Origin of the sequence: Sphingopyxis yananensis (assembly GCF_020687785.1) — a bacterium.
In the GTDB taxonomy this organism is placed as follows: Bacteria; Pseudomonadota; Alphaproteobacteria; order Sphingomonadales; family Sphingomonadaceae; genus Sphingopyxis; species Sphingopyxis yananensis.
The window spans coordinates 609,515-630,954 of sequence record NZ_JAJEWI010000010.1; the positions used below are offsets into that span (position 1 = coordinate 609,515).

Consider the following 21,440-nt stretch of genomic DNA (forward strand, 5'->3'; position numbering starts at 1 on the left):
GTGATGGCATAAGGTTCCATTTGGCAAGTTTTGGATTGCTTCACGGTTTGCCTTGTTACCGTCCCGATTTTCATCATGGGAAGATGTGTGAAGCTGTTCGGGATGGGGGTGGAGGGCCCTCGTTGACCTGCTGTCCAACGCGATATTTTTTAGTGCATTTTTGCCACTACATATCCGCCCGTAGTCGTATTTTCGAGCCTTAGGTCAGCCCAAAAAATCTATCCCGATCATGTGGTGACGCTGATGCAAAGGCGGTGGCGTCGATTGCTTCAGTTTGCTCAACAGCCTGCATGCCCTTCACGACCGCTGGACGGTGCGACATTCGTTGTTGCCATTCGCACAGATGTTGGAATTGATCTCGTTCAAATCCATGACGTTCCAGATAGAGACTCCAAGGATAAGTCGCGATGTCCGCGATAGAGATTTCTTCTCCGGCTAGATAAGGAGCATGGGCTAATTGTGCATCAAGCAGTTGATAGAGGCGATTGGCTTCCCGTTGATAGCGGGCGAAAGCATAGTCGTTATCCTGCCTTGCTGCGAATGAGAAATGGTTGAGTTGGCCCATCATCGGTCCCATGTTGCAGGCTTGTATCATCAACCATTGTAGGACATTTGATCGCTGTGGCTCTGCTGTTGGCAGAAACTGACCAAATTGTTCAGCTAGGTGGATGAGAATAGCAGCGGACTCGAATATAACGACTTTCGACCGGCTCCCCTCGGCGTCATATTCTAGTATGGGTACTTTATTATTTGGGTTGAGCTGACTGAACTCCGAGGTGAATTGCTCACCTCGGAAAACATTGACATGGTGGAAATCATAGGGCTGCGCTAGCTCCGCGAGCATGATTGTTATTTTGCGGACATTCGGGCTAGCCATTCCGTACAGCTTAATCTGGTGCATTTTTTTCATAGCGAAGCTTCCCACAATCTTTTCTCACCAAATGTGACGACTTGGCCATTTACGCGCTTTTGTATTGCGTCGGCTTTGGAGCGTGGGTTGTAGAATTGGCTATACCAGATCCGCACCTTGCCATAGGGGCCGTCGGCAGGAATCTGCATTGGATTGAAGCAGGCCTGTTTATTCGCCCAAATCTCTACGTCTTGCGCAAACGCATCGCAACTGGCCTGCTGATATTGGCGGGCCACAAGAATAGGATCTTCTGTGGCCGTGGAGGGCGGTATTTTGACCATGAGAGCGTGCCAAACCTGCACTACACCATCATCTACAGGTGTATGCGCGATCAGCATGTGTGAAGGATAAGTGCCAAGCATGTTGGCTTGCAGGATCGCTGGACCTTCGTACCACGTATCAAGAGAGAGAGTTTCGTTGGTTTCGGTCGTCAGTGTACGATGACCAGCATCAAAGCGTTGGATAAGTGTGTGGCCATCAAAGATATTGTCAAAATATTGATTATCCACGCTGCCATGAATAGGACCCATGTGACCAAAGTCAGCCATATTATCAACAATTTCAATCGGATGCAGTGACAGTGTTCCGAAATCGTCGATAATCCAACGCACCCATCCTTCATCTTCTTTGTCCCATGTCGCGAAGGCTGGCAAATCTTGATCCGGTTCCTGACCTTGGGGATCGTGCCACATCCAGATAATACCAGCGCGCTCGATAACCGGATAGGTTTTGAGGCGTGCCGCTTTCGGTGTAAAATCGGGTGAGTATGGAATAGCGTTGCACTGGCCGTCTGGCCCGAAGCGCCATCCATGGAATGGACAACGAATAGATTCTCCCTCAACCTGCTCGTCATCCCGAACAATATAGGATGTGTCATTTTTCCCCAAATGCGCACCCATATGCGGACAATATGCGTCGACCAGATAAGGCGTGCCGCTTTTACCACGATAAAAAACGAGGTCTTTGCCAAAGAAGTGCAACGTTTGGGGCTTGGGCCCCAATTGCGTGGCGTCTCCGATCATGAACCAGCCGCGTGGATAATCAAATTCGCCGAGTTTATAGTCCGCTGAAGATGCCATTTTGTCCTCTATCTTGTCTGATTTCTCTGGGTTATTGTGACCGGAGGACTGGCGGGGCAAGATCGCAGGCCGCACCTCTTGGCGTGCATATTTGCACGCGACTGCCATTTAAATATGTGCAAATATGCATGCATGATTGACTGGGATAATTTGCGATTTTTTCTTACGGCGGTACGTGCAGGCAATTATACCGCCGCAGCCAAACGTTTGCGTGTCGACCGCACAACCGTTGGGCGTCGTCTGGAGCGATTAGAGCATCAAGCTGGCACATCATTGTTCGAGCAAGGAGACGTCGGTTATCAGCCGACATTTGCTGGGCGTCATACTTTGGCAATCGCGGATAAAATTGAAGCTTTGGTAACGGAACTTGAGACATTGTTGGCGTCGGAGAAGGGTTCCGAGCAGGTGGAACTTCGTGTGGCCGTAGCGGCTGAGCTTGGTTCCGAATTGCTGAAAGACTTGGCAGGATTTTCGCGGCGCCATCCGCATATTCGGTTGCGCATTACGACATCCCACGAACCCGACAGGGATGTGATCGCGCGAAAATGTGAAGTCGCCTTGTGCCTAGTGGACGCTATTCCAAAGCATTTACGTGGAGCTCGGATAGCGACGCTTAGGCAGGCAGGCTATGCGTCGGAAACCTATTTGGATCACAAAGGATATGCTCTAGCTCCGCAGAGCTATGACTGGGTGCGTTGCGCGCATTCGTCTCAGGTGAAAGCGATGAAGCTTTGGGATGAAATTTTTTGTCCCACAGTCTCGGTATCGGCCTATGTCGACAGTTGGGCGGCATTGCGAAGTTCGGTTGAGCAGGGCGTAGGAGCAGCTTTTCTTTGGACCTTTTTTGCAGATGCGGAGCCCGACCTGATCCGCGTGACACCGCTTGATGAAGCGTTAGGGATTGGTCTCTTTCTAGTCGTTCGAGACGATGTTCCGATGGATCATGCGACGCGGCAGTTTATGAAAGATATGGTGAAAGAGCTTTCACTACGGATGGGAAATTGAGTGAGAATTCTTATCCGATCTTTCCGACGCCATCATTTTCTTACTTATAATTTGCTATTTACGCGAATTTGCAACGCGCTGTGGATGAAGCTCCTGCGCCGTTGGTGGACCTTATTATGAGTGTGGGCCGATCATGCCGGTGTGGCTGGATGTGACCTCTCGGTGGCCGAGGAAAGCCGTGAGGCTGTCTTGGCTAGTCTAAGTCATTCCAATAAGGGATCGTGGATTGCTACGGGTCGAAACTGTCATTAGGTGGCGGCGGTTCAAAATCTGGCCTGCAATCCATGCTTTGCCGTTCTGGCCGTAGAAACGGGTCGCCAGTCAGCCAATCGTGCAGCCTACGCTACTCTCATTTCTCTATGGGAAACAGCATATCCCTAGATTGTGTTATCGAGAACCGGTTTCGGCGATGCGAAAGCTTGCTTGAACTATAGTGCATCCGAGAAGAAAGAGAAAGGCTGGTGAGCATTCCTCCCGACCAGCGCCTAAGACCCTAGGGTGTTTGGGTTTCGCGCCCAGGTCCTTCGGCCCTTGCTGTGCCCCTTATGTTGGAAGCTGTCTCGACGGGCTGGAGGATCGGCCCTTTTATTTAGCTGCGTGTGGACCCGCACCCTGACAGATATATGACCAGCTAATCGAACCCATGGCATTGAGTAACATAGTCTTATTGTCTCCGATTTGTCATTTTTTCCGTCTAGCCGCCCTGGCTTGTTGCCTTCCTATGGTCTCGTGGGGAAATGTGCTGAGGCACGCAAAGGGAATTATGAACCGCTTTCTTTTAACTAGCACCGCAATGACCGCATTGATCATTGTCAGTTCACCTGTGTCAGCCGAAGTGACCGATACAGTGGTCGGCATTTCTAGCGAGTCGAACGACATTATTGTGACGGGTGTGCGCGCGGGTCTGGCAACCAGCCTTAGGCAAAAGCGGGCAGCAGACGGCGTGATCGATGTTGTCGCCGCCGACGATATTGCGCGTTTTCCGGCGGAAAATGTTGCTGAAGCGCTGCAACGTATTCCCGGCGTAGCGATTTCCCGCGACCAAGGCTAACGCACGACCGCATCGGTTCGCGGCTTGCCCCCTTCGCTGGTGCTGGTTCAGGTGAATGGTGCGACCGCCGTGACGGGTCAGACGGGCCGCGAATTTAGCTTTGATATGTTTTCGGCCGATCTTTTTTCATCGGTTCAGGTGATCAAAAGCAGCGCGGCGGATCGGGATGAAGGCGGTGTCGCGGGCACCATCAACCTCAGCACGCCCAATCCGCTGGATATGCCCGCCAGCACCATCCGGATGAATGGTCAGGCGTCCTATGGGGAACTGGCTGACAAGGTGGATATGCGCGGATCGGCGATGGTCAGCCACAAATTTGCCGATGATCGTTTGGGCGTAATGTTAGGCGTGTCCTATTCGGATCGCTCGCTGCGTCAGGATAATTCATCGGGCAATGGCTGGAGCTTGTTTTCGCCGGATTTGGACGGCAATAAAAATCCCGATTATGTGAATGTCTATGCGCCGCGCACCCTGCGCACCCAGCTATATTTGGAAGATCGCCGCCGGATCGGGGCTACTGGAAAGGTGCAATTTCGTCCATCCGACAGTGCTGAAATCAGCCTTGATGCGACCTATAGCAATTTCACCGTCGATCGTTTTCGCACCAACCATAGCTATGCCTTTGCCGATGGCGGGGTCATGACATCGATGACCGAAGAGGATGGCACCGCCGTCAAGGCGATGTTCAACAATGTTCGCAACCGCACGACGGTGCGCACCGAAACGGTCGACAATAATTTGTTGATGGTCAATCTGAAGGGACATGTGGATAGCGGCGCATGGACCCTGTCCGGTGCCGCAAATTATGGCCGTGCCAAAGCCGAAATGCCGGATGGTGCCGTGGTTCGCTTTGAATCACGCGGCACCATAGGCTATGATATTACCGGTGATTATCGCTTTCCTGACATTATTGGTGGCCATGATCCGCGCACTGGCGCGGGCATGACATTTAATCAGTTGGCCTTTGATTCCTATGTGAATTTGGATGAAGAATTTGCGGTTCAGGCCGATGCCGAACGCCGTTTCGACAGCGGATTATTCTCGTCCGTGAAATTCGGCGTCAAATTGCGCGACCGCACCAAGCATCGCGAGGCAACACGTGACACGTCCACCGTTGGCAAGGGCACGCTGCTGACCGATATGATGGTGCCGTTTCCGGTTGACGATTTCTTCGCAGGTCAGGGCGGCGACAATTTCCGTGGCTGGGTGGCGCTGCCCGATATGGACGAAGTGCACAAACGCTTTTACCCCGCTGTGGCGCCTGCCACGCTCAACCCGCTCGACAGTTTTGGGGTATCCGAGCGTAGCTATGCTGGTTATGCCCGCGCCAATTTCCAATTCGACCTGTTTGGCAGCGATGCGGTTGGTGACGTGGGTGTGCGCGTGGTGCGCACCGAACAAAGTTCGTCGGGCTTTGTTGACGATGATGACGTCATTTCGCCAGTTACAATCAAACGCAATTATACCAATGCTTTGCCCAGCCTGAACCTGCGTTTTGATCCGATGGACAAGCTGCGCGTTCGCCTAGGTTTGGCCCGTGTGATGACCCGTCCCGCGCTGAGCGACATTTCTCCGCGCCGCGAAATTTTTAGCGGCCAGCAACGTGTTGAGGAAGGCAATGTCTATCTCAACCCCTTTGTGGCCGATCAGGCGGACCTGAGCGTCGAATTTTATCTCGGACGCGAAGCCCTGCTCTCTGCGGCATTTTTCTACAAGAATATCAAATCCTTCACCGCGACCAGCGAGACAGTCGAGCCGTTTCGCGGTGAAGATTATCTCTTTTCGCGCATCGTGAACGGGGAAGGGGGCCGTGTTTATGGGTTCGAGCTGACCTATCAACAACCCTTCACCTTTTTGCCCGCGCCCTTTAATGGTTTGGGCACAGCGCTGACCTATACCCATTCGAAAAGTCAGACCGAATTTTCGCCGTCGATGAGCGCCGAAAAGCTGCCGCTTGAAGGCTTGTCGCGCAACAGCTTCAACGCCACGCTTTATTATGAAAAAGGCCCCTTTGGCATTCGCACCAGCTATAATTATCGTCAGGGCTATGTGTTGACCGCCTTGGGTGCGGGCGGAACGCCTGTGTTCGTGGACGATTTTGGCCAGTTGGATATTTCGGCGAATTTGCAGCTGACGCCATGGCTCAGCATCCGCGCCGAAGCTCTGAATATCTTGGATGAGCGGTCTTATAGCTATAGCGGCAAGATTAATCAGATCACCGATTATGATCGCACGGGACCCAAATATTTCATCGGTTTCAGCGCCAGCTTCTGACGCCTGACGGAATTGGGACATATCTGATGTTAGACAAAATATTGCCGACAACGCGCCGTCATGCGTTGGGGTTACTGACCGGGGCGGCAGCCATGCCGCTTTCCGTTCGGGCGGCTATTGTTGAAAAAAAGCGCCTATTACAGGGGCCAATGCTCGGCGCGGTGACATCGGATCAGGCGAGGCTCTGGATACGCTGCGGCGCGCCGTTCCAAGCCTGTTGTGAATATGCCGACAATCCAAGATTCGAACGGTCCAAGCGTTCCGACGTCGTGGTGACGGCTGCTGAGCGTGACTTTACAGCGGTGTTGTTGCTAACTGGGCTGGCTCCGGCCACCCGCTATTATTATCGCATCACGCTTGACGGCGCGCCGGACCGCTATCTGGTCGATATTGATCCGGCGACACAAAGCTTTATCACGCAGCCAGCCGCTGGTACTCCGCATGCTTTCCGCTTGGCCTTTGGTTCTTGCGCCAAATATGCGCTGGATCCGGTGCAAGATATTTGGCGTGTGATCGACGATCATCGTCCCGATATGTTCGCTTGGTTGGGCGATAATATCTATGCGGACAGCATGCATCCCACGGTATTTCGCGAGGAATATCGCCGACAACGTGATGTCACCTTGCTGCAACCGCTGCTGCGCCGCATCCCTCAGTTGGCCACATGGGATGATCATGATTTCAGCGCCAATGATGGCGACAGGCATAATCCGATTAAATCGCAGACCCTCGCTGCCTTCAACGATTATTGGGCCAATCCGTCCGCTGGATTGAATGGCACACCAGGGGTGTTTTTTCGTCATAATTATGGCGGCGTCGATTTTTTCTTTCTTGATGGCCGCTATTATCGCGACCCCAACAGCGATCCAGATGTGGCAGGAAAAACCATGCTGGGTCGCAAGCAGTTGGCATGGTTGAAGGATGAATTAAAGGCCAGTCGCGCGCCGTTCAAGATGTTGATCGCAGGTGGCGGATGGAGCCAAGCGCGTGGCCCCGGCGGTGATGCATGGTCTGCCTTTACATCAGAACGGAATGCCCTGTTTGACTTCATTCGCGATGAGGGGATTGAAGGCGTTGTGCTGATGTCCGGCGATACGCATGTGGGCGAACTGAACAGCATTCCATGGTCAGAACGACAAGGTTATGATTTTTATGATCTGGTGGCGTCACCATTGGCGCAGGCAGGTGGGACATCGTGGCTGGAAAGAACACCAGAGGTACGCATCCGTCAGGTTCATTTCAGCGGGCCGAATTTCGGCATTATTGATTTTGACCTGACGGCATCCGATCCGACATTGCGGTTCAATATCGTCAATTATCGCGGGGAATTGGCGTGGGATGATTTCATTATCCGCGCATCACAGCTCCGCAATGGGGTGGAAAGCTGGCGCGACGCAATGGACCCATTGTCCCGCAAGCGGCAAAAAAATCGGGAAAATGGGAACGCTTATTATAGCGTGTGATGCACGGCTCATGCAGATTTGTCATAGAGGGGGAGTGCGAGTGACGAATTAGCTTAAGCCTTGGGCGCGAAGGGCTGCGGCGCATAATGCGTGAGCGACATCAAAGCCGCATCCATTGCTTTCGTTATGGTGATCAAAGGCGTGCTTCAGTTTTACGCTGCACTGACCATGATCGTCACATTCTGTCAGTTTCTCAACATACCATCCGCTCGGGACCAGCGACATAGCGGCATCGAGAGAGGTTAGCCATCGTGGCGGCAGCGCTAGGACATGATCGCTCACATGGGGCGGATGCCAGCCAAAGGAACGCCCGACCAATTCACATGTCCAGCCCAATTTTGTTGCGATTTCGCAGCGCAGATCCAGATCATCTTTGCTGGTGTTCTCTATTTTCTCGATGATTTCGATGATATTGCCCACGATCGGTGCCTTTCGTCAAAGTGGACTGATGTTGATGGATAAATGGTCGGAATAGGTCCCTGCTGGATGCGCCCCGACCTCGCCGATTTTCAGATCAAAGGGCAGGGAGGTTCCTGCCAGTGACGGGGGGATGCTCAGCACGATCTGGGATATTTGCAGAAGATCGACCTCTTTATCGCTGAGAAAGGCTTGATAGGGAATTCCGCCCTGATCAGACGGAATTTTCTCCGCGACCAATCGGCCTTTGTTTTGGGATTCGATGGTCAAACGCGCGGCCGTATTGGCGCGAACTTGCAAGAAAAGCCGTCGCTCATCATGACTGCGCAGCTCCCCAAAATCGACAATGCTGATCGAGGGGCCTTGGCCAAAGCTGCCCGATGTGCCGGCAATATTCATCTGGGCTCGGGGTTTGGACACCAATTCGGCGGTCAGCTTGGATGGGGCGTGAAGCGGAGCAAGCGATCCACGGCTTCGCAGTTCGAGCGAGAGGGTCTCACGGTGCACACCGGCGGCCGCCATGGCGTCCCGAATAATGCGTGCGTCTATGGCGATACGATATCGCTTTCGGGGTTCAAGGGACGCCGTCCATATGCCGGGGGGTGCCGATGTGGCTAATGACAAGTCCCCAGAACCGGCTTGAAAGCGAATATGAACACCGCTGGTCGCGACCTCTGTTTCATCGAGTGGCACGGTGCCGGTGCTGACAATCGCGATATCAATTGGGCATGGGTCATCCGACATATTTTCAATAGAAAATGTTGATGTGGCGATGTTTTTCGCCGGTTCAAAAGGGTCATATTCAAAGCGCAAGGTTGATGGTGTTTCCGAAATGACAGCATCACAGGCAAAGGCGCGCGGCGCATGCACGGCTATCGCCGCGACGATCAGCGCGCAGAAGATTTTAATGGGTGGTAATCGTCCCAACATCGACCAATCCTTCTGTATCCTTTGCGATGAAAAATTCTCCGATAATGCTGTCATGCACTTTGAGTTGATATCGTCCGGGCGACAGACGATCTGCCACGAAGCGGCCGCTGCGATTGGTAAAAAATGGCCGGTCGGGCTGCGCATCATTGTCCACCGCGACGACCGTACCCGTGATCAGCGACAAGGGGCCTGTCGGCCCGATTAAATAGCCTGACGCGATATGCGATGCGTCGCTGCCGATCATCATATGATAGCCGGAACCATAGCCGGGGAAGCTGTTGATGACGCCAGACCCAATATCATAACCAACGGGTAATGGGTCGACCAGCACTTCGTAACGGTTAATGCCATAGGCCCGATTGATTGGCACAAGCGCCGGACCAAAAAAGCCCGATTTGGCGACAATGCGGTCGCCGGATTTCAGCATGATTTGGCTGTCTTTCAAGCTGCGATGAGCGGGCGCTAGAATGAAGCCGTCATTGATGGTACGGCCGATGCCAAAGGACCCATCAGCATAGCCAATAAAGCTGCGGATATTCCAGTCGGAGACGACGGAGTCCCGCCCTGTATCAGTCCTAGCTTCGATGCGGTTATGGTTGACCACCAAATCAAAGCGATTGTTTATATAGGCGACGCGTCCCGCCACCGCTCGGCTGTCCCGTTCCGTGGTTAGGCGCAGATTGCCACTGACTTCGCCTAGCTTTCCTTCGGATGTTCGGCTGATCTCTACCTCATGGCGATTGGTGCCGCTGTCAAAGCGATAGTCGCTGTACCAGCCTTTGCCCAATCGGATAGAAACACCCAGTGACACACGCCAGTCGACACCAAATTCGTTGGAAATGCGGGATGCCGTCGAATTGATGCTGAAGCGACCAAAGGTCCGCCCCAAATTGGCGTCGATGCGATGAATATCACGCCGGTTTTCCCGCATATCGGTATAGCTATATCCCAAGCCTAGGCTGATGCCATAGGGCGCACGCCATTGTAGCAATGCCGCGCTTTGCAGTGCTTGGATGTTGCGAACGTCGCTGGAAAAGGCATCTTGGAAGTTCCGGCTGCGATATAATGATGTGATGTTGAGGCGAAGGTCGCGCGGGGTGAGCAAGGAAAACTCACCGCGATAGTCCGCAGAAATGGCGAGACCTGACCCATAGCCATCAAAGCTTCGGCTGCCTGATGCTTCGACCTGAAGGAAACCGAGGGGCGAGCCCCACATGACGGACCCGCCAATTTGCAGCCCGCGATCCGTTGCTTGGCCATTCAACCCCAAGGTTATGGTGTCGGACAAGCCATGATAGGCATAGGCGGTCGCAGCAGGGGAGTGGTAGCGTAGGCGATTGTCGCCTTCGCGCAGTCCGACAGAGACACCAAAATCGGTTATGCCCGGTGACAATAGCTCGGCACCGCTGAAAATGCTGAAATCTAATATTTCTTGGCGGCCGCCGACATTCTCGACCACCAGACGCACATTGTTGGGGCCTGATGCAAAGGGAAAATCGCCAATATTATATCGCCCTGGTGCAAGGCGAATGGTGCGTATTCGGATATCGTTGACATAAACGTCGACGCTGGATTCTTGATCAATAATAAAATCTCTGCGTCCAATGGGGCGTACATTTTGGAAGGGGCGAATGGTGGAATAAGCCCTTTCTAGGCCCAACCCCAATATGCGACTGGAACCCTGAAAGGCGACACTAGAAGGTGTAAACTCGCCAGCGGTTGCTCTGATGGCGCTTTTGAAGAAATCGCGCGTGGCGCGAATTTCCTGCCGTTCCCATTTCTTGTCGTCATTCGTTCCAACATAGCGCATGCCACCCGAGACGGTGACGCCATCGAAGCCGCCGATGTTGAGCAGGGCGTCCATATCGATGCTGAGTGGTTCAAAACCGATATTATGTTGATGCACATAGCGTTGGGTAACAGACAGGTTCACGCCTGCTGAGAAGTTGTACGGTTGGTCATATTCACTTGGGTTTGGCGCGGCATCACGTTCGACGATACGCACATCGGTGGGCGCGGTGGCATCTGCGGGCAGGGTGACGGCCACTTGCAGTTGAAATGGGTCGAAAAAAATGTTGAAATTATCGCTTATAAGGTCCGAAAATTTGACTCGGTCTTTACCTGCAATATGGGTTTTGACGCTGGTCAGAATTTTCGGTGAAACGATGGGGGACAGCAAGTCCACAAGGCGTCGGGCGTCAATTTCCCCGTCGCCTTTTGCATCAACGGCGATGGATATGGTGCCGAGGAATTTGTCGTTTAACGTCAACGGGACATCCAAAGGCACAAGATTTGCCGCGCTAGGTGCGGCAAGGGCCGCTATGGCGTGTTGGGCCATCGTTTCTGCGCTTGACGCAGCTGTTGGATTGGTAGCCATTTCAGGAAGCGGGGCGGCGGTGGGCGCGGCATAGGCGGCCCCGATAGGGAAGGCTGGCGGGGCGATTAAAATCGCCAGCAACGAGGGGCTGCGCCACCCCATAAGTCACGGGATGTCAATTTTCGGCGTAATAGGTCCGTTCAATCCGGTCAGATATTCCGCCTTAACCGTCGCTACACGATCTTGATGGGGCAGCAGGGCTGAAAAGTCGCCGATTTGCACTTCTTCTGTCGAAAGTTCGACGCTTTTTCCTTGGGGGTCTTGCAATGTCCAGCGCGCGCTGTTCAGCACGGCAATGCCCGCGCCATCATTGCGTAGCTTTAGTGGCAGGCTTCCGTCAGCATTTTTGGTGCCAGCCTCGATACCGACCACGGCTTTTGCGGCGGGCGGGGAAACGATGATATGCGCCAGAAAGTTGAAACTGACTTTGACATCCGCTGACGATCCATCAGCACTGCCCGTTTCGCCCTGTAAAAAGTCGACGGGGAGTTGGGCAACCAATACACCATACATGCGCGCTTCGGACAATGTGGCATCGCCAATATAGCGGACCTGCACCGACTGTTCTTTACCCGAAGGGATGATGGTTTGGGCAGGATAAACCAGAAAATCCTTATCATCTGGTGTGCGGGTGGGGTTGCCTTGTTGGTCTACGCTGGCCGCAAAAGGGGAGAGCTCAAGGGTAATGGGGACTTCACCGGTATTTTTGATCATCAAGGTCATGCGCGATTGCGGACCAGATGGCGCGATGGTCGTTAGCATTGGTTGGATCTGATATCCTTGTCCCCACGCAGAAAAGGGTGTGAGGCACAATATCGCACTCGCCATTAAACAGGGAATTTTGCGCATCATACCTCTCCCCATAGAAAGCATAAGGGGCCGCTCGGGCCATGCGCGTTGAGCGGTCCCTTATGGGAATATTGGCGTCAGATGGAGGACGCAGTGAAGGTGAACACCTCGGTATATGTGCCAGCGGGAGCGGCGTTGGCTGGGAATTGATTGGGTGTTGAAAAATCGGGTTGTGGTTCATTTTGAACATTCACGTTCATCCACAATTCCAACGGGATACCATTGGCCAAAGCTTGCGAATATCCGGCTTGTTGTCGTGTGAATAGGCCAATAGCTTCGGCATCCCCAGGGGCCGTGTCCGTTTCATTAATCGTGAAGGCGGCACTTTGTGGGGAGACGATTTTCATCGCATAGTTAATGCGATTTCCAGCGGAACTGAGCAGGTCACCATTTTGCGGGTTGGTGACCAATTTGGTGCCGCTGGCGGCATTACAGGACAGCCGCAGATTGGCTACTTTCTGCGTATCAGTAAATGCGATGGAAGCGGTTCCGCTGGAAACATTGGTGAGATTGACGTTGCAATATGGGGCCACAACGCCTTGCACGGTCAGGGTTTCAGCGGAGGCAGGGACAGCGGCGATCGCTCCAATGGCCATGGCAGCTGTTGAGAATATGTATAAAGGGCGCATAAATAATCATCCTCTCCGTCTTGAGTTGTTTTTCGAATAAAGTTTAAATACACTTTTAGTGATTGGTGTATTTGTGGTTGCCAGTAATGATTTAAAGGTGATTTTATATTCAGTGTCGGCGGCTTTTTAGAGGGGCCTGAAACATGAAATTTTACCTGTTCTAGGTTTTTCCTTTGTTTATCGATTCTGGTTTTTGCATTATTCATCGATATAAGGTTCGATCAATTATTTTTCTTGTTTATGCAATTGGATGTAGGTATTTTTACGATCTCATAAATTTTTAGGAATTGATTAGATAAAAATTGAAATTGCTGAAAATGTGATTAACTATTCTATATGGATCGATAGGTATCGATTCGAAAAAAGTGTGATATATTAAAGAATTCGCACATGGGTTCGCTGTAAAACGAGAGTTTCTTGCTCCGTGAAAAGGGGATTCATATGGCGGACTTATTCCGACACACATTAACGGTGCGAGAGTTAGAAATCTTATTGCTTATTGCGACAGGGGCTTCTGCGAAAGAAATCGCGCGCCAACTGAGAATTGCGGCTCGGACGGTCGAGGCGCATATTAATCATCTAAAACTCAAAACAGGCGCTAGAAATCGGGCCCATTTGGTTGCTGTTTCATTGGAACATGGTTTGATCCCAAATCCCTGTCATAGCGTGGGCCAATCGCCAAATGACGATCGCACCGCGCCGAATATCGTTTGAGGCGAAATCGACCGATATTCGCACTTGAGTAGCGGGTGATACGTGCCAAAAATGCCCAGCTGGTTATTTATGGTTTGTTGTACGTATTCTTGCGTTAATGAACGGCTTATATGCCGCGCATCCCTTTTATTCGGTTAGCGTATAATCTTTTGGCCCGTCCCATCATTGACCTTTGGATTGACCTTTGGCCGTGCGGCCCAGCGCCGGCTCGATCTCATTTTGAAAGAAGATCTTAGCTGTTTGGTTGGTGGCGCAGCGCGACGGGGGTATAGCGCCTCCAATAGGTAGCATTGTACCACTACGCCAAGGAAACAGCGGAAAACTGGACACCCATCACAGCTGCACGACGGCCCAACTTGTGCTACATATAGGGTCACCAACGCTCTGCTTAGGCCGCGTTGTACCATGATAGATTGGAGCAAGAATTGGCATCGAAACCCGCGAAGCTGCGAAGTCAGATCACTGGGAATTCTGGACTGAATTATGCGGCGTGGCAACTCTCCCGTAGAGGCTGGCATGTGATGCCGACCATCCGTAATGCGCGCGGCTCAGACCTGATCGTGATCAATGATGACGAGACCGTATTTTTCGGTGTTCAATCCAAGGCGCTGAGCAAACGAAATGCTATTGGTCTAGGCCTGACGCTGGATGGACTGCGTTCCGAGTGGTGGGTGATAACTGTCGACGCTAATTCCGATTCGCCTACCTGCTATGTCCTGTCCCTAAACGATGTCCGTGAAATTGCGTGCCGTGATAAGGGCGGTGAGCAACGTTATTGGCTGGAACCCAAGGATTATGAGCGCGATGAATATCGCAATGCGTGGCACCGAATGGGTACGCCCTGACGTCGCCAAAACGCTGCATCATCTGGCGCGCGGTGCTGCCATAAACCGCTTGGGACTATCCGGACCAACGACCAATCAGCGGCCACGCACTCAATGGCAACGCACTCAATAGCGTCGCCACGAAAGCCGAACAGGAAGCGAAGCGCCTCAGGCCCGTCTCGAGAAATCACTTCTCATTCGTGTTCCGATATAGGAGCACCATTTCTCAAAATATCATAAAATTCGACCCCCTGAGGGGGCTTGGCTGCCCTGATTTTCCTATCGTTCAGCAAGGCAACCCCTCCGATACCATAGAATATACCATAAAAATTCATGGATGAGGTTGGTATGATCTGGCCAATTCAGGAGAGAGGTTGAATGCCAAAGGTGCAGAAATTAAAGATTTTTGGAATATTTTGGAAGAGATGAAAAGCAATAATGGCGGGCCGAAGCCGACGAAACGGAGAACTACACCTACGCTATAGCCCTCCCAAATGACCCGTGAGGCTTTGGTTGATTGTGTTCCGCACGCCCCTTGCTCACCCCGTTTCACTTTTGGTCACTGTACTTGAGGATCACTTGTGGCTTTTAGCTGATAATTGAGGAACGCCCCAACGCCCTCTAGTGCACGGACGCAATGCCACCGCCAGTCCGAGGGATGCGGTCATGCTCCAGCAGCTTCGTTGCTGGTCTTGATGACACATACTGTATTGAGAGAGGCTCATGAACCGCCTATCCTCGTGCTTCAAGGGGGGGTGTCGAATGCAGCTCAAGTCTTTTCGCGTAAGGAATTTTCGATCCATCAACGATAGCGGTGAAGTTGATGTTTCGCGTATCACGGCGTTACTAGGTCGAAACGAGAGCGGCAAGTCGAACGTCTTGCGGGCGCTTCATAGTCTAAACCCAGCAGACGGCTTCAAGGCTCTCAATCCCATTAAGGATTTTCCGAGACATCGGAAGCTTTCAGAATGTAACGACCACACCCCGGTTGTAGACTCCACATGGCAATTGAGCGAGTACGAACAGCGACGCCTAGCTGAGATTTGGCCGGCCGCCGATGGTGTGTCTGAGGTCACTGTTGGCCGTCGATATGGCGACAAGCGGTATGTTGGCATCGACGCCCCGGAAACCCCTTTCGACCTCGCTGCGATTAAAGCCGAAGCGCGCAAGATTGACGCGGCGGTCAAGGCAAAAGCCTCGAAGTTGACGGGCGAAGCAAAGGCCGAGTTGGAGCGGGCTTCAGACGCATTCGTGGTTGCCATCGGTGCCGGAGTGACTGCCGCGAAATGGGCTGCAACGGCGACCTCGGCGCTTGCCGCTCTTCGGCAGGCGCTTGCAGCAGCGGACATAGAACTTACAGACGCCCAAGACCAAAAAATTGTGTCGTTGGAAGAGATGGCCGAAGCCATCCCGGGAAGCGAAGAAGCACACTCGAAGGCGCGCGGTTGGATTATCGAACGCTTGCCAAAGTTCATGTATCTTGAAGACTATCCCGAAATACAAGGTCATCAAGATATTGCTCGCTTCCTCAAGCGTAAAAATGAAGGGCAGCAGACAGCCGCCGACGTAAATTTTGAAAAGCTTTGTAAGGTTGCCGGGCTTAGCCCTGAAAAGCTCAACGAACTGTCGCAAAGCGATGACCAAGAAACACGTGGACAATTGGCTAACCGCGCTGGTGCCGTCGTCACGACCGCTATTCGCAAGCGGTGGAAGGACCGCGAACTGAAGGTACGCTTTAACCTCGACGCGCACCATTTCGACACGCTGATTTCCGATCCTAACAGCACGTATGACGTTGAAGTGAACCTTGATGAAAGAAGCCGTGGCTTCCAATGGTTTTTCGCGTTCTATGTCGTATTCGCGGCGGATACAGAAGACGGTGAAGCCGATGGCGCGATTTTACTATTGGACGAACCGGGTCTCTATCTCCACGCGCGGTCGCAAGGTGATTTGCTTCGACACCTTGAAGAAGATTTCACCAACCAAATCGTCTATACTACACATTCACCGTTCATGGTTCCAACGCACCAATTGGATTGGGTGCGAACGGTCAATATTGCCGAAGAAGAAGGCACGACTGTTTCCAACGACCCGAACGGTGACGCCCGCACCCTGTTTCCGTTGCAAGCCGCGCTTGGATACGATGTTGCCCAAAGCCTGTTCATCGGGGCAAACAACCTGGTGGTTGAAGGCGTCACCGACTTTTGGATTCTTTCTGCAGTTTCGGCATATCTGAATGAGCAAGGCAAAGTTGGCCTCGATGACCGGTTGACCATAACGCCAGCCGGCGGCGCGCAAAAAGTCCACTACATGGTAGCGCTGTTAACGTCTGAACAACTGAAAGTGCTTGTCCTATTCGATGACGAAAAAGACGCCAAGGCAACGCGCGATGATTTGGTGAAAGGCAAGCTTATCCGGTCGGATAACGTCGTTTTCGTAAGCGAAGCATTCGAAGCGCCACCCACCGAAGCCGACATTGAAGATATATTGGACCCGGCTGTTTACGAAGCACTTGTGCGCGAAGCCTACGCCAAGGAACTGAGGGGCAAAACGTTGGAATTGAATTCCCGCATTCCCCGCATAGCGCGCCGCTTCGAGGCGGCATTTGATGCACTTACTATTGCGTTTCACAAAACACGGCCAACGCGGCTTTTCCTACAAAAAATGGCCAGCGACCCGTCATTGGTTTTGCCCGCCGCAAGTGAAGGCCGGTTCGAGCGCCTATTCAAGGCAACTAATGCTGCCCTTGAAAAACACCTTTCAAGGTGATCGAGCCTCAGGGTGTGTAGGGTGTATTCGGGGGAAATATGAATCTTGATGATAAGCATGCTTATCGCGTAGGGAGCCATTCCGAGTCATGGAGCGCTCTACCTGCGGATGACGATACGCTAGATAAGTTCATCGCGTCAGCGCGAAAGCGGATCGAGCCTTGGCTATCCGCTGTTTTTCAAGCCGAACACTTGAATCTTTTGATAGGTAGCGGCTTTACGACCGCCGTGGGATATATGGCCGGAGCCAATGCTACAGGCATGGGGAAGGTTGTATTCGGGAGCGAGTTCGACAAGCAGATCGACGACTTCGCTGCGAATGAGGCGGCACGCATGGGGCGTGGAGCGGCCAATATCGAGGATCAGTTCCGGGCAGGCCTTTCGGTTTATGAAGGGTTGAAGGTCATCGATACGGCTAAAGCCGCCACCCTTAAATCCGCGATGGATGTACAACTCCGTGATTTCCTTGAATCACTTCTCAAAACTGAAGCCGGCCTGATCAGCGGAGATCCGGCAAAGCGAGTCATTGCAGAAGGGGCAGTTCAGTCGTTCCTACTCAGCTTCGCCAGTCGCGCGGCTTCGCGCGAGAGGCTTCATGTCTTCACAACGAACTACGACAGGTTGATTGAGCACGGTTGCGACCTCGCCGGGCTTCGTATTATCGACCGTTTTGTTGGAGCGCTCACGCCTGTTTTCCGGTCAGCCCGCGTCGAGGTTGATGTGCATTACAACCCGCCGGGCATTCGCGGGGAACCGCGCTTCATGGAAGGCGTCATCCGCCTGACAAAACTTCATGGTTCTCTCGACTGGCTATTCAGCACGACAGATCGGAAGATTTTGCGGAAGGGAATACCCTTTGGTGCCCCCACCAATCACACCGATCTGCCCAAAAATCCGGTCGATACGGTGATGATCTATCCGAACCCGGCGAAGGATGTCGAAACGACACAGTATCCGTACGCCGAGCTATTTCGTGATTTTGCCGCCGCAACGTGCAGGCCCAACGCGGTTGTCGTCACTTACGGCTATGGCTTTGGGGACGATCACATCAACCGCGTGTTGCTCGACATGCTGACGATCCCGTCAACCCATCTCGTGGTGTTCGCCTACTCGGCGGATGACCGCTTGAAAGGCTTTCTTTCACGGACTCGCGAGGCGCAGGTATCGCTGTTGATCGGCCCCCATTTCGGCGATCTTACAACGTTGATTGAGAATTACCTCCCGAAACCAACGCTTGATTACATCACCGGGCGCATGACCGAACTCTTGAAGCACCGCCCGCCTGAGCATCCGCCCGCACCAGACGCTGCTGCTACGGCCACCGATGAGTTCGACGAATTGTTAGGCGGCGGAACAACAGCATGACCACGCCTATAGAGTCCATTGCTGGCTTGGTTATCGGAGCGGTTGAGTCTGTTTCGCCTGATGAAATCCGCATCCTGCTCGAATTGGATGCACCGCAGGCAACGGCGCTGAACACAGGAACACCCGCCGCATTTCCTCGGCTCAATGGCTATGTCCTTATTCCTAACGAGGCCGGCGCGACGGTCGCCTACATATCATGGATCGGGATAGAACGGTCGCCCTATCCCAAACGGTCGGGCTTGAAAGATTTCGGTCTGATCGACCTCCCGTTTCCACTGCGAAAGATGTGCGTCTCGCCTGTCGGCACACTCACGTCTCGGCGGGACCGAGCATCGAAGCAGACAGTGTATGAACTGTCGCGCGGCGTCGCCGCGTTTCCGTCAGTGGGCGATCAGGTGCTTATGCCGACGCCTGAACAGGTCGAGGCTATCGTTGGTGCGAAGGAGTCGGATCGGCGTGTCCGTATCGGGACTTCCGCCCTTGCATCGAGCGCCGAGATCAAGGTCGATCCCGACAAGCTATTCGGCAGACATCTCGCCGTGCTCGGCAACACGGGCAGTGGCAAGTCCTGTACGGTTGCTGGGCTGATCCGCTGGTCGCTCGACGCGGGAGCAAAAGCGATGAGTGACGCAGGCCGAAAAGGTCATCCGAACGCGCGCTTCATCGTTCTAGATCCCAATGGCGAATATGCCAAAGCCTTTGCGGATCGCGGAGATCAACTCCGTCTGTTCCGAGTCCCACCAGTCGTTGGAACTGAAAGAGAGCTGGATGTTCCGGCATGGCTTTGGAGCGGCCATGAATGGACTGCCGTTGCCCATGCCCAGCCGGGTGCGCAACGTCCGCTTCTGTTGCGCGGGATACGAGAACTGAAGAGTGGCCATCATGAAGATGTACCGCGAGAAGCCACCATTAAGCGGCATCTGCTTGTTTCAAGTGGCCGCATAACCGCCATGCTCAATATGGGAAGCACTGCCTTCGCCGGAGCGGTCGGCCCCCGGTTTGATTGCGCGCGCTTGCTGGGCGGCATCGGCGAGGATTCCGCTCATTTTGCAGCATCAGTCGATGACCCAGCGACGACGCTGCTGCAAACGCTTTCTGTAACAATCACTGAGATTGTTGACTCCCGGCGGTCGGGACCGACCTATTTTAACGACTTCTTAGTCGGCGATCTTGAATCGGCCCGTGACGCCATCACTGTTGTCACAGATGCCCTACCGGATATTGTCGGCGCGGCCGCCGCAATCAATGAAGACGCTCCAGTTCCCTTCGATGTCACACTGCTTGCCGAACATCTGGATCATCTGGCTGCCGAGCAAGGCGGAAATTTCGCGGCGTTCATTAGCACGCTTGGCCTTCGTATTCGCAGCATGCTCGCGGATCAACGGCTTGGAAGCGTCATTGGAAAAGCACCGCCAACAAGCTTCGAGGAATGGCTAAAAAGTTACATCGGCGATGACGGCGCACGCAATGGCCCGCTAGCTGTCGTCGACCTTTCCTTGGTCCCCTCCGAAGTCGTTCACGTCGTTGTGGCCGTGCTGGCGCGGGTGATTTTTGAATCTCTGCAACGCTATCGGCGGCTCCATGCAGAGGGACTATCACTGCCCACAGTCCTCGTGCTGGAAGAAGCGCACACCTTCATTCGACGCGGTAAGGACGACGAAGGCCCGGCGTCCAGTCCCAACCAGCTATGCCGAGAAATTTTCGAGCGCATTGCCCGCGAGGGGCGCAAATTCGGCTTAGGTCTGGTGCTGTCGTCGCAGCGACCATCAGAGCTTTCGCCGACCGTTTTAGCTCAGTGCAACACCTTCATTCTCCATCGTATCGTCAACGATTCCGACCAAAACCTTGTCGCGCGTCTTGTACCAGACAATGTGGGAGGGTTACTGCGCGATCTGCCCAGCTTGCCATCAAAACAGGCGATCCTGCTGGGATGGGCGACGCCTATTCCCGTACTGGTCGAGATCGACGAGTTGGCAAAGGAGCATCAGCCTCAATCCGCTGACCCTGATTTTTGGGATGTTTGGACAGGTGCCAACAAGCGCGAAGTTGATTGGCATCGGATCGCCCGGCACTGGACAGCCCCTATCGCAGGTGACGCTCAAAGCATGGAACCGTCAACGGCATCTAGCGAGGGTACGGTTCCCATGGACAATTCCAGTTCTCCCGATCTGGATGACGACATTCCTTTCTGAGGATTGAGACTTAGGGCTCTGCCCTCCGCGCACTTCAAAAGGCTTCCGCCCAGCTTCCTTCGCGCGTGGCGCGCTCCGTGCAGCCGGTTCCCCGCGAAGCCTCCTTCCGTTTGCACACCCGGTCTCGGCGACGGCCAGAAGGTCAGGCGCGGCGTTCCGCTTCGCTGACCTTCAGACCCGAGGATCAGAGACATGACCAACTTATCCGGCAGCAATCCCCGCATCTATGTTGCTTGCCTTGCCGCCTACAACAACGGCTATCTGTATGGGGCTTGGATCGACGCGGATCAGAACGCGGACGAAATCAGGGAGGAGATTGCGGCCATGCTCGGACGGTCCCCCATCGAGCACGCGGAGGAATATGCCATCCATGATTATGAGGGCTTCGAGGGCGTAACGATCAGCGAATATGCCGGCATCGACACCTTGGCGCGCTTGGGCGCTTTCATCGCAGAGCATGGCGCACTAGGCGCGGTAAGCGGGGCCTGTAGGCCGCCTTGCGACTAGCTGCTTTGCCGGCTTGATTGCGCCCCTTTGAAGGGGGTGGTCGATGCCTGACGATAACGAGATTTCAGCGATCAGCGGTGTAAGAG

At 53.5% G+C, this 21,440-nt stretch carries 16 protein-coding genes and 1 pseudogene; 10 read left to right on the forward strand and 7 right to left on the reverse strand.

Annotation, left to right across the window (positions count from 1 at the left end):
• Window positions 1–199: 199 nt before the first annotated feature.
• Window positions 200–910: a glutathione S-transferase family protein gene (locus LKO31_RS14320; RefSeq protein ID WP_227691215.1), complete on the reverse strand. Its 711-nt coding sequence runs from the start codon at window positions 908–910 to the stop codon at window positions 200–202.
• Window positions 907–1,989 (reverse strand): Rieske 2Fe-2S domain-containing protein, encoded by a 1,083-nt coding sequence (locus LKO31_RS14325; RefSeq protein ID WP_227691216.1) that lies wholly within the window; start codon window positions 1,987–1,989, stop codon window positions 907–909. The genes LKO31_RS14320 and LKO31_RS14325 overlap by 4 nt, the downstream gene beginning before the upstream one ends.
• 132 nt (window positions 1,990–2,121) lie before the next feature.
• On the opposite strand from LKO31_RS14325, the gene LKO31_RS14330 reads away from it, so the two are divergent.
• The 4 genes and pseudogenes from LKO31_RS14330 to LKO31_RS14345 all read left to right on the forward strand — a co-directional run bounded on the left by LKO31_RS14330 (window position 2,122) and on the right by LKO31_RS14345 (window position 7,782).
• Entirely contained in the window at window positions 2,122–2,994 is an 873-nt protein-coding gene (locus tag LKO31_RS14330; protein ID WP_227691217.1) for a LysR family transcriptional regulator, read from the forward strand.
• Window positions 2,995–3,787: 793 nt separating this feature from the next.
• Window positions 3,788–4,045, forward strand: coding sequence for a TonB-dependent receptor plug domain-containing protein (locus LKO31_RS14335; protein ID WP_227691218.1), 258 nt, complete (start codon window positions 3,788–3,790; stop codon window positions 4,043–4,045).
• An 18-nt stretch (window positions 4,046–4,063) separates the two neighbouring features.
• Window positions 4,064–6,319, forward strand: a pseudogene (locus LKO31_RS14340) (TonB-dependent receptor); the annotation flags it as partial.
• 26 nt (window positions 6,320–6,345) lie between these two features.
• On the forward strand, window positions 6,346–7,782 hold the full coding sequence (locus LKO31_RS14345; protein WP_227691220.1) for an alkaline phosphatase D family protein: 1,437 nt from the start codon (window positions 6,346–6,348) through the stop codon (window positions 7,780–7,782).
• A 48-nt stretch (window positions 7,783–7,830) separates the two neighbouring features.
• Here LKO31_RS14345 and LKO31_RS14350 read toward each other — a convergent pair whose 3' ends face one another.
• The 5 genes from LKO31_RS14350 to LKO31_RS14370 form a co-directional block, all read right to left on the reverse strand.
• Complete coding sequence (locus LKO31_RS14350) at window positions 7,831–8,202, reverse strand: hypothetical protein (RefSeq protein ID WP_227691221.1); 372 nt, start codon at window positions 8,200–8,202, stop codon at window positions 7,831–7,833.
• Window positions 8,203–8,217: 15 nt separating this feature from the next.
• Window positions 8,218–9,129 carry a hypothetical protein gene (locus LKO31_RS14355; RefSeq protein WP_227691222.1) on the reverse strand — a complete coding sequence of 304 codons (912 nt, stop codon included), beginning with the start codon at window positions 9,127–9,129 and terminating at the stop codon, window positions 8,218–8,220.
• Window positions 9,104–11,608: a hypothetical protein gene (locus LKO31_RS14360; RefSeq protein ID WP_227691223.1), complete on the reverse strand. Its 2,505-nt coding sequence runs from the start codon at window positions 11,606–11,608 to the stop codon at window positions 9,104–9,106. The genes LKO31_RS14355 and LKO31_RS14360 overlap by 26 nt, the downstream gene beginning before the upstream one ends.
• 3 nt (window positions 11,609–11,611) lie before the next feature.
• On the reverse strand, window positions 11,612–12,268 hold the full coding sequence (locus LKO31_RS14365) for a fimbrial biogenesis chaperone (protein WP_227691224.1): 657 nt from the start codon (window positions 12,266–12,268) through the stop codon (window positions 11,612–11,614).
• Between the two features lie 164 nt (window positions 12,269–12,432).
• The gene (locus tag LKO31_RS14370; protein ID WP_227691225.1) at window positions 12,433–12,951 is read right to left on the reverse strand and encodes a hypothetical protein; all 519 of its coding nucleotides are present in this window, start codon (window positions 12,949–12,951) and stop codon (window positions 12,433–12,435) included.
• A 474-nt stretch (window positions 12,952–13,425) separates the two neighbouring features.
• Here LKO31_RS14370 and LKO31_RS14375 point away from each other — a divergent pair, with 474 nt between their 5' ends.
• From LKO31_RS14375 to LKO31_RS14400, 6 genes are all read left to right on the forward strand, one after another.
• Window positions 13,426–13,698, forward strand: a complete 273-nt coding sequence (locus LKO31_RS14375) for a response regulator transcription factor (RefSeq protein ID WP_227691226.1) — start codon at window positions 13,426–13,428, stop codon at window positions 13,696–13,698.
• 521 nt (window positions 13,699–14,219) lie between these two features.
• Entirely contained in the window at window positions 14,220–14,543 is a 324-nt protein-coding gene (locus tag LKO31_RS14380) for a hypothetical protein (protein ID WP_227691270.1), read from the forward strand.
• Window positions 14,544–15,284: 741 nt separating this feature from the next.
• Window positions 15,285–17,291 (forward strand): AAA family ATPase, encoded by a 2,007-nt coding sequence (locus tag LKO31_RS14385; RefSeq protein WP_227691227.1) that lies wholly within the window; start codon window positions 15,285–15,287, stop codon window positions 17,289–17,291.
• A gap of 38 nt (window positions 17,292–17,329) precedes the next feature.
• Entirely contained in the window at window positions 17,330–18,655 is a 1,326-nt protein-coding gene (locus tag LKO31_RS14390; RefSeq protein WP_227691228.1) for an SIR2 family protein, read from the forward strand.
• A complete protein-coding gene (locus tag LKO31_RS14395) occupies window positions 18,652–20,847 on the forward strand; it encodes an ATP-binding protein (protein ID WP_227691229.1) in 2,196 nt (731 codons plus the stop codon). Before LKO31_RS14390 ends, LKO31_RS14395 begins: the two co-directional genes overlap by 4 nt.
• Before the next feature lie 192 nt (window positions 20,848–21,039).
• The gene (locus LKO31_RS14400; RefSeq protein WP_227691230.1) at window positions 21,040–21,354 is read left to right on the forward strand and encodes an antirestriction protein ArdA; all 315 of its coding nucleotides are present in this window, start codon (window positions 21,040–21,042) and stop codon (window positions 21,352–21,354) included.
• The last annotated feature ends 86 nt before the right edge of the window (window positions 21,355–21,440 follow it).

Excerpts from the sequence above, each read along its gene's own strand:
- LKO31_RS14330 (WP_227691217.1), top strand. The coding sequence starts at position 2,122 with ATGATTGACTGGGATAATTTGCGATTTTTTCTTACGGCGGTACGTGCA.
- LKO31_RS14370 (WP_227691225.1), bottom strand. The coding sequence starts at position 12,951 with ATGGCCATTGGAGCGATCGCCGCTGTCCCTGCCTCCGCTGAAACCCTG.
- LKO31_RS14390 (WP_227691228.1), top strand. The coding sequence starts at position 17,330 with ATGAATCTTGATGATAAGCATGCTTATCGCGTAGGGAGCCATTCCGAG.
- LKO31_RS14360 (WP_227691223.1), bottom strand. The coding sequence starts at position 11,608 with ATGGGGTGGCGCAGCCCCTCGTTGCTGGCGATTTTAATCGCCCCGCCA.
- LKO31_RS14335 (WP_227691218.1), top strand. The coding sequence starts at position 3,788 with ATGACCGCATTGATCATTGTCAGTTCACCTGTGTCAGCCGAAGTGACC.
- LKO31_RS14325 (WP_227691216.1), bottom strand. The coding sequence starts at position 1,989 with ATGGCATCTTCAGCGGACTATAAACTCGGCGAATTTGATTATCCACGC.
- LKO31_RS14400 (WP_227691230.1), top strand. The coding sequence starts at position 21,040 with ATGACCAACTTATCCGGCAGCAATCCCCGCATCTATGTTGCTTGCCTT.
- LKO31_RS14365 (WP_227691224.1), bottom strand. The coding sequence starts at position 12,268 with ATGCTAACGACCATCGCGCCATCTGGTCCGCAATCGCGCATGACCTTG.
- LKO31_RS14395 (WP_227691229.1), top strand. The coding sequence starts at position 18,652 with ATGACCACGCCTATAGAGTCCATTGCTGGCTTGGTTATCGGAGCGGTT.
- LKO31_RS14385 (WP_227691227.1), top strand. The coding sequence starts at position 15,285 with ATGCAGCTCAAGTCTTTTCGCGTAAGGAATTTTCGATCCATCAACGAT.
- LKO31_RS14375 (WP_227691226.1), top strand. The coding sequence starts at position 13,426 with ATGGCGGACTTATTCCGACACACATTAACGGTGCGAGAGTTAGAAATC.
- LKO31_RS14380 (WP_227691270.1), top strand. The coding sequence starts at position 14,220 with ATGCCGACCATCCGTAATGCGCGCGGCTCAGACCTGATCGTGATCAAT.
- LKO31_RS14345 (WP_227691220.1), top strand. The coding sequence starts at position 6,346 with ATGTTAGACAAAATATTGCCGACAACGCGCCGTCATGCGTTGGGGTTA.
- LKO31_RS14355 (WP_227691222.1), bottom strand. The coding sequence starts at position 9,129 with ATGTTGGGACGATTACCACCCATTAAAATCTTCTGCGCGCTGATCGTC.
- LKO31_RS14320 (WP_227691215.1), bottom strand. The coding sequence starts at position 910 with ATGAAAAAAATGCACCAGATTAAGCTGTACGGAATGGCTAGCCCGAAT.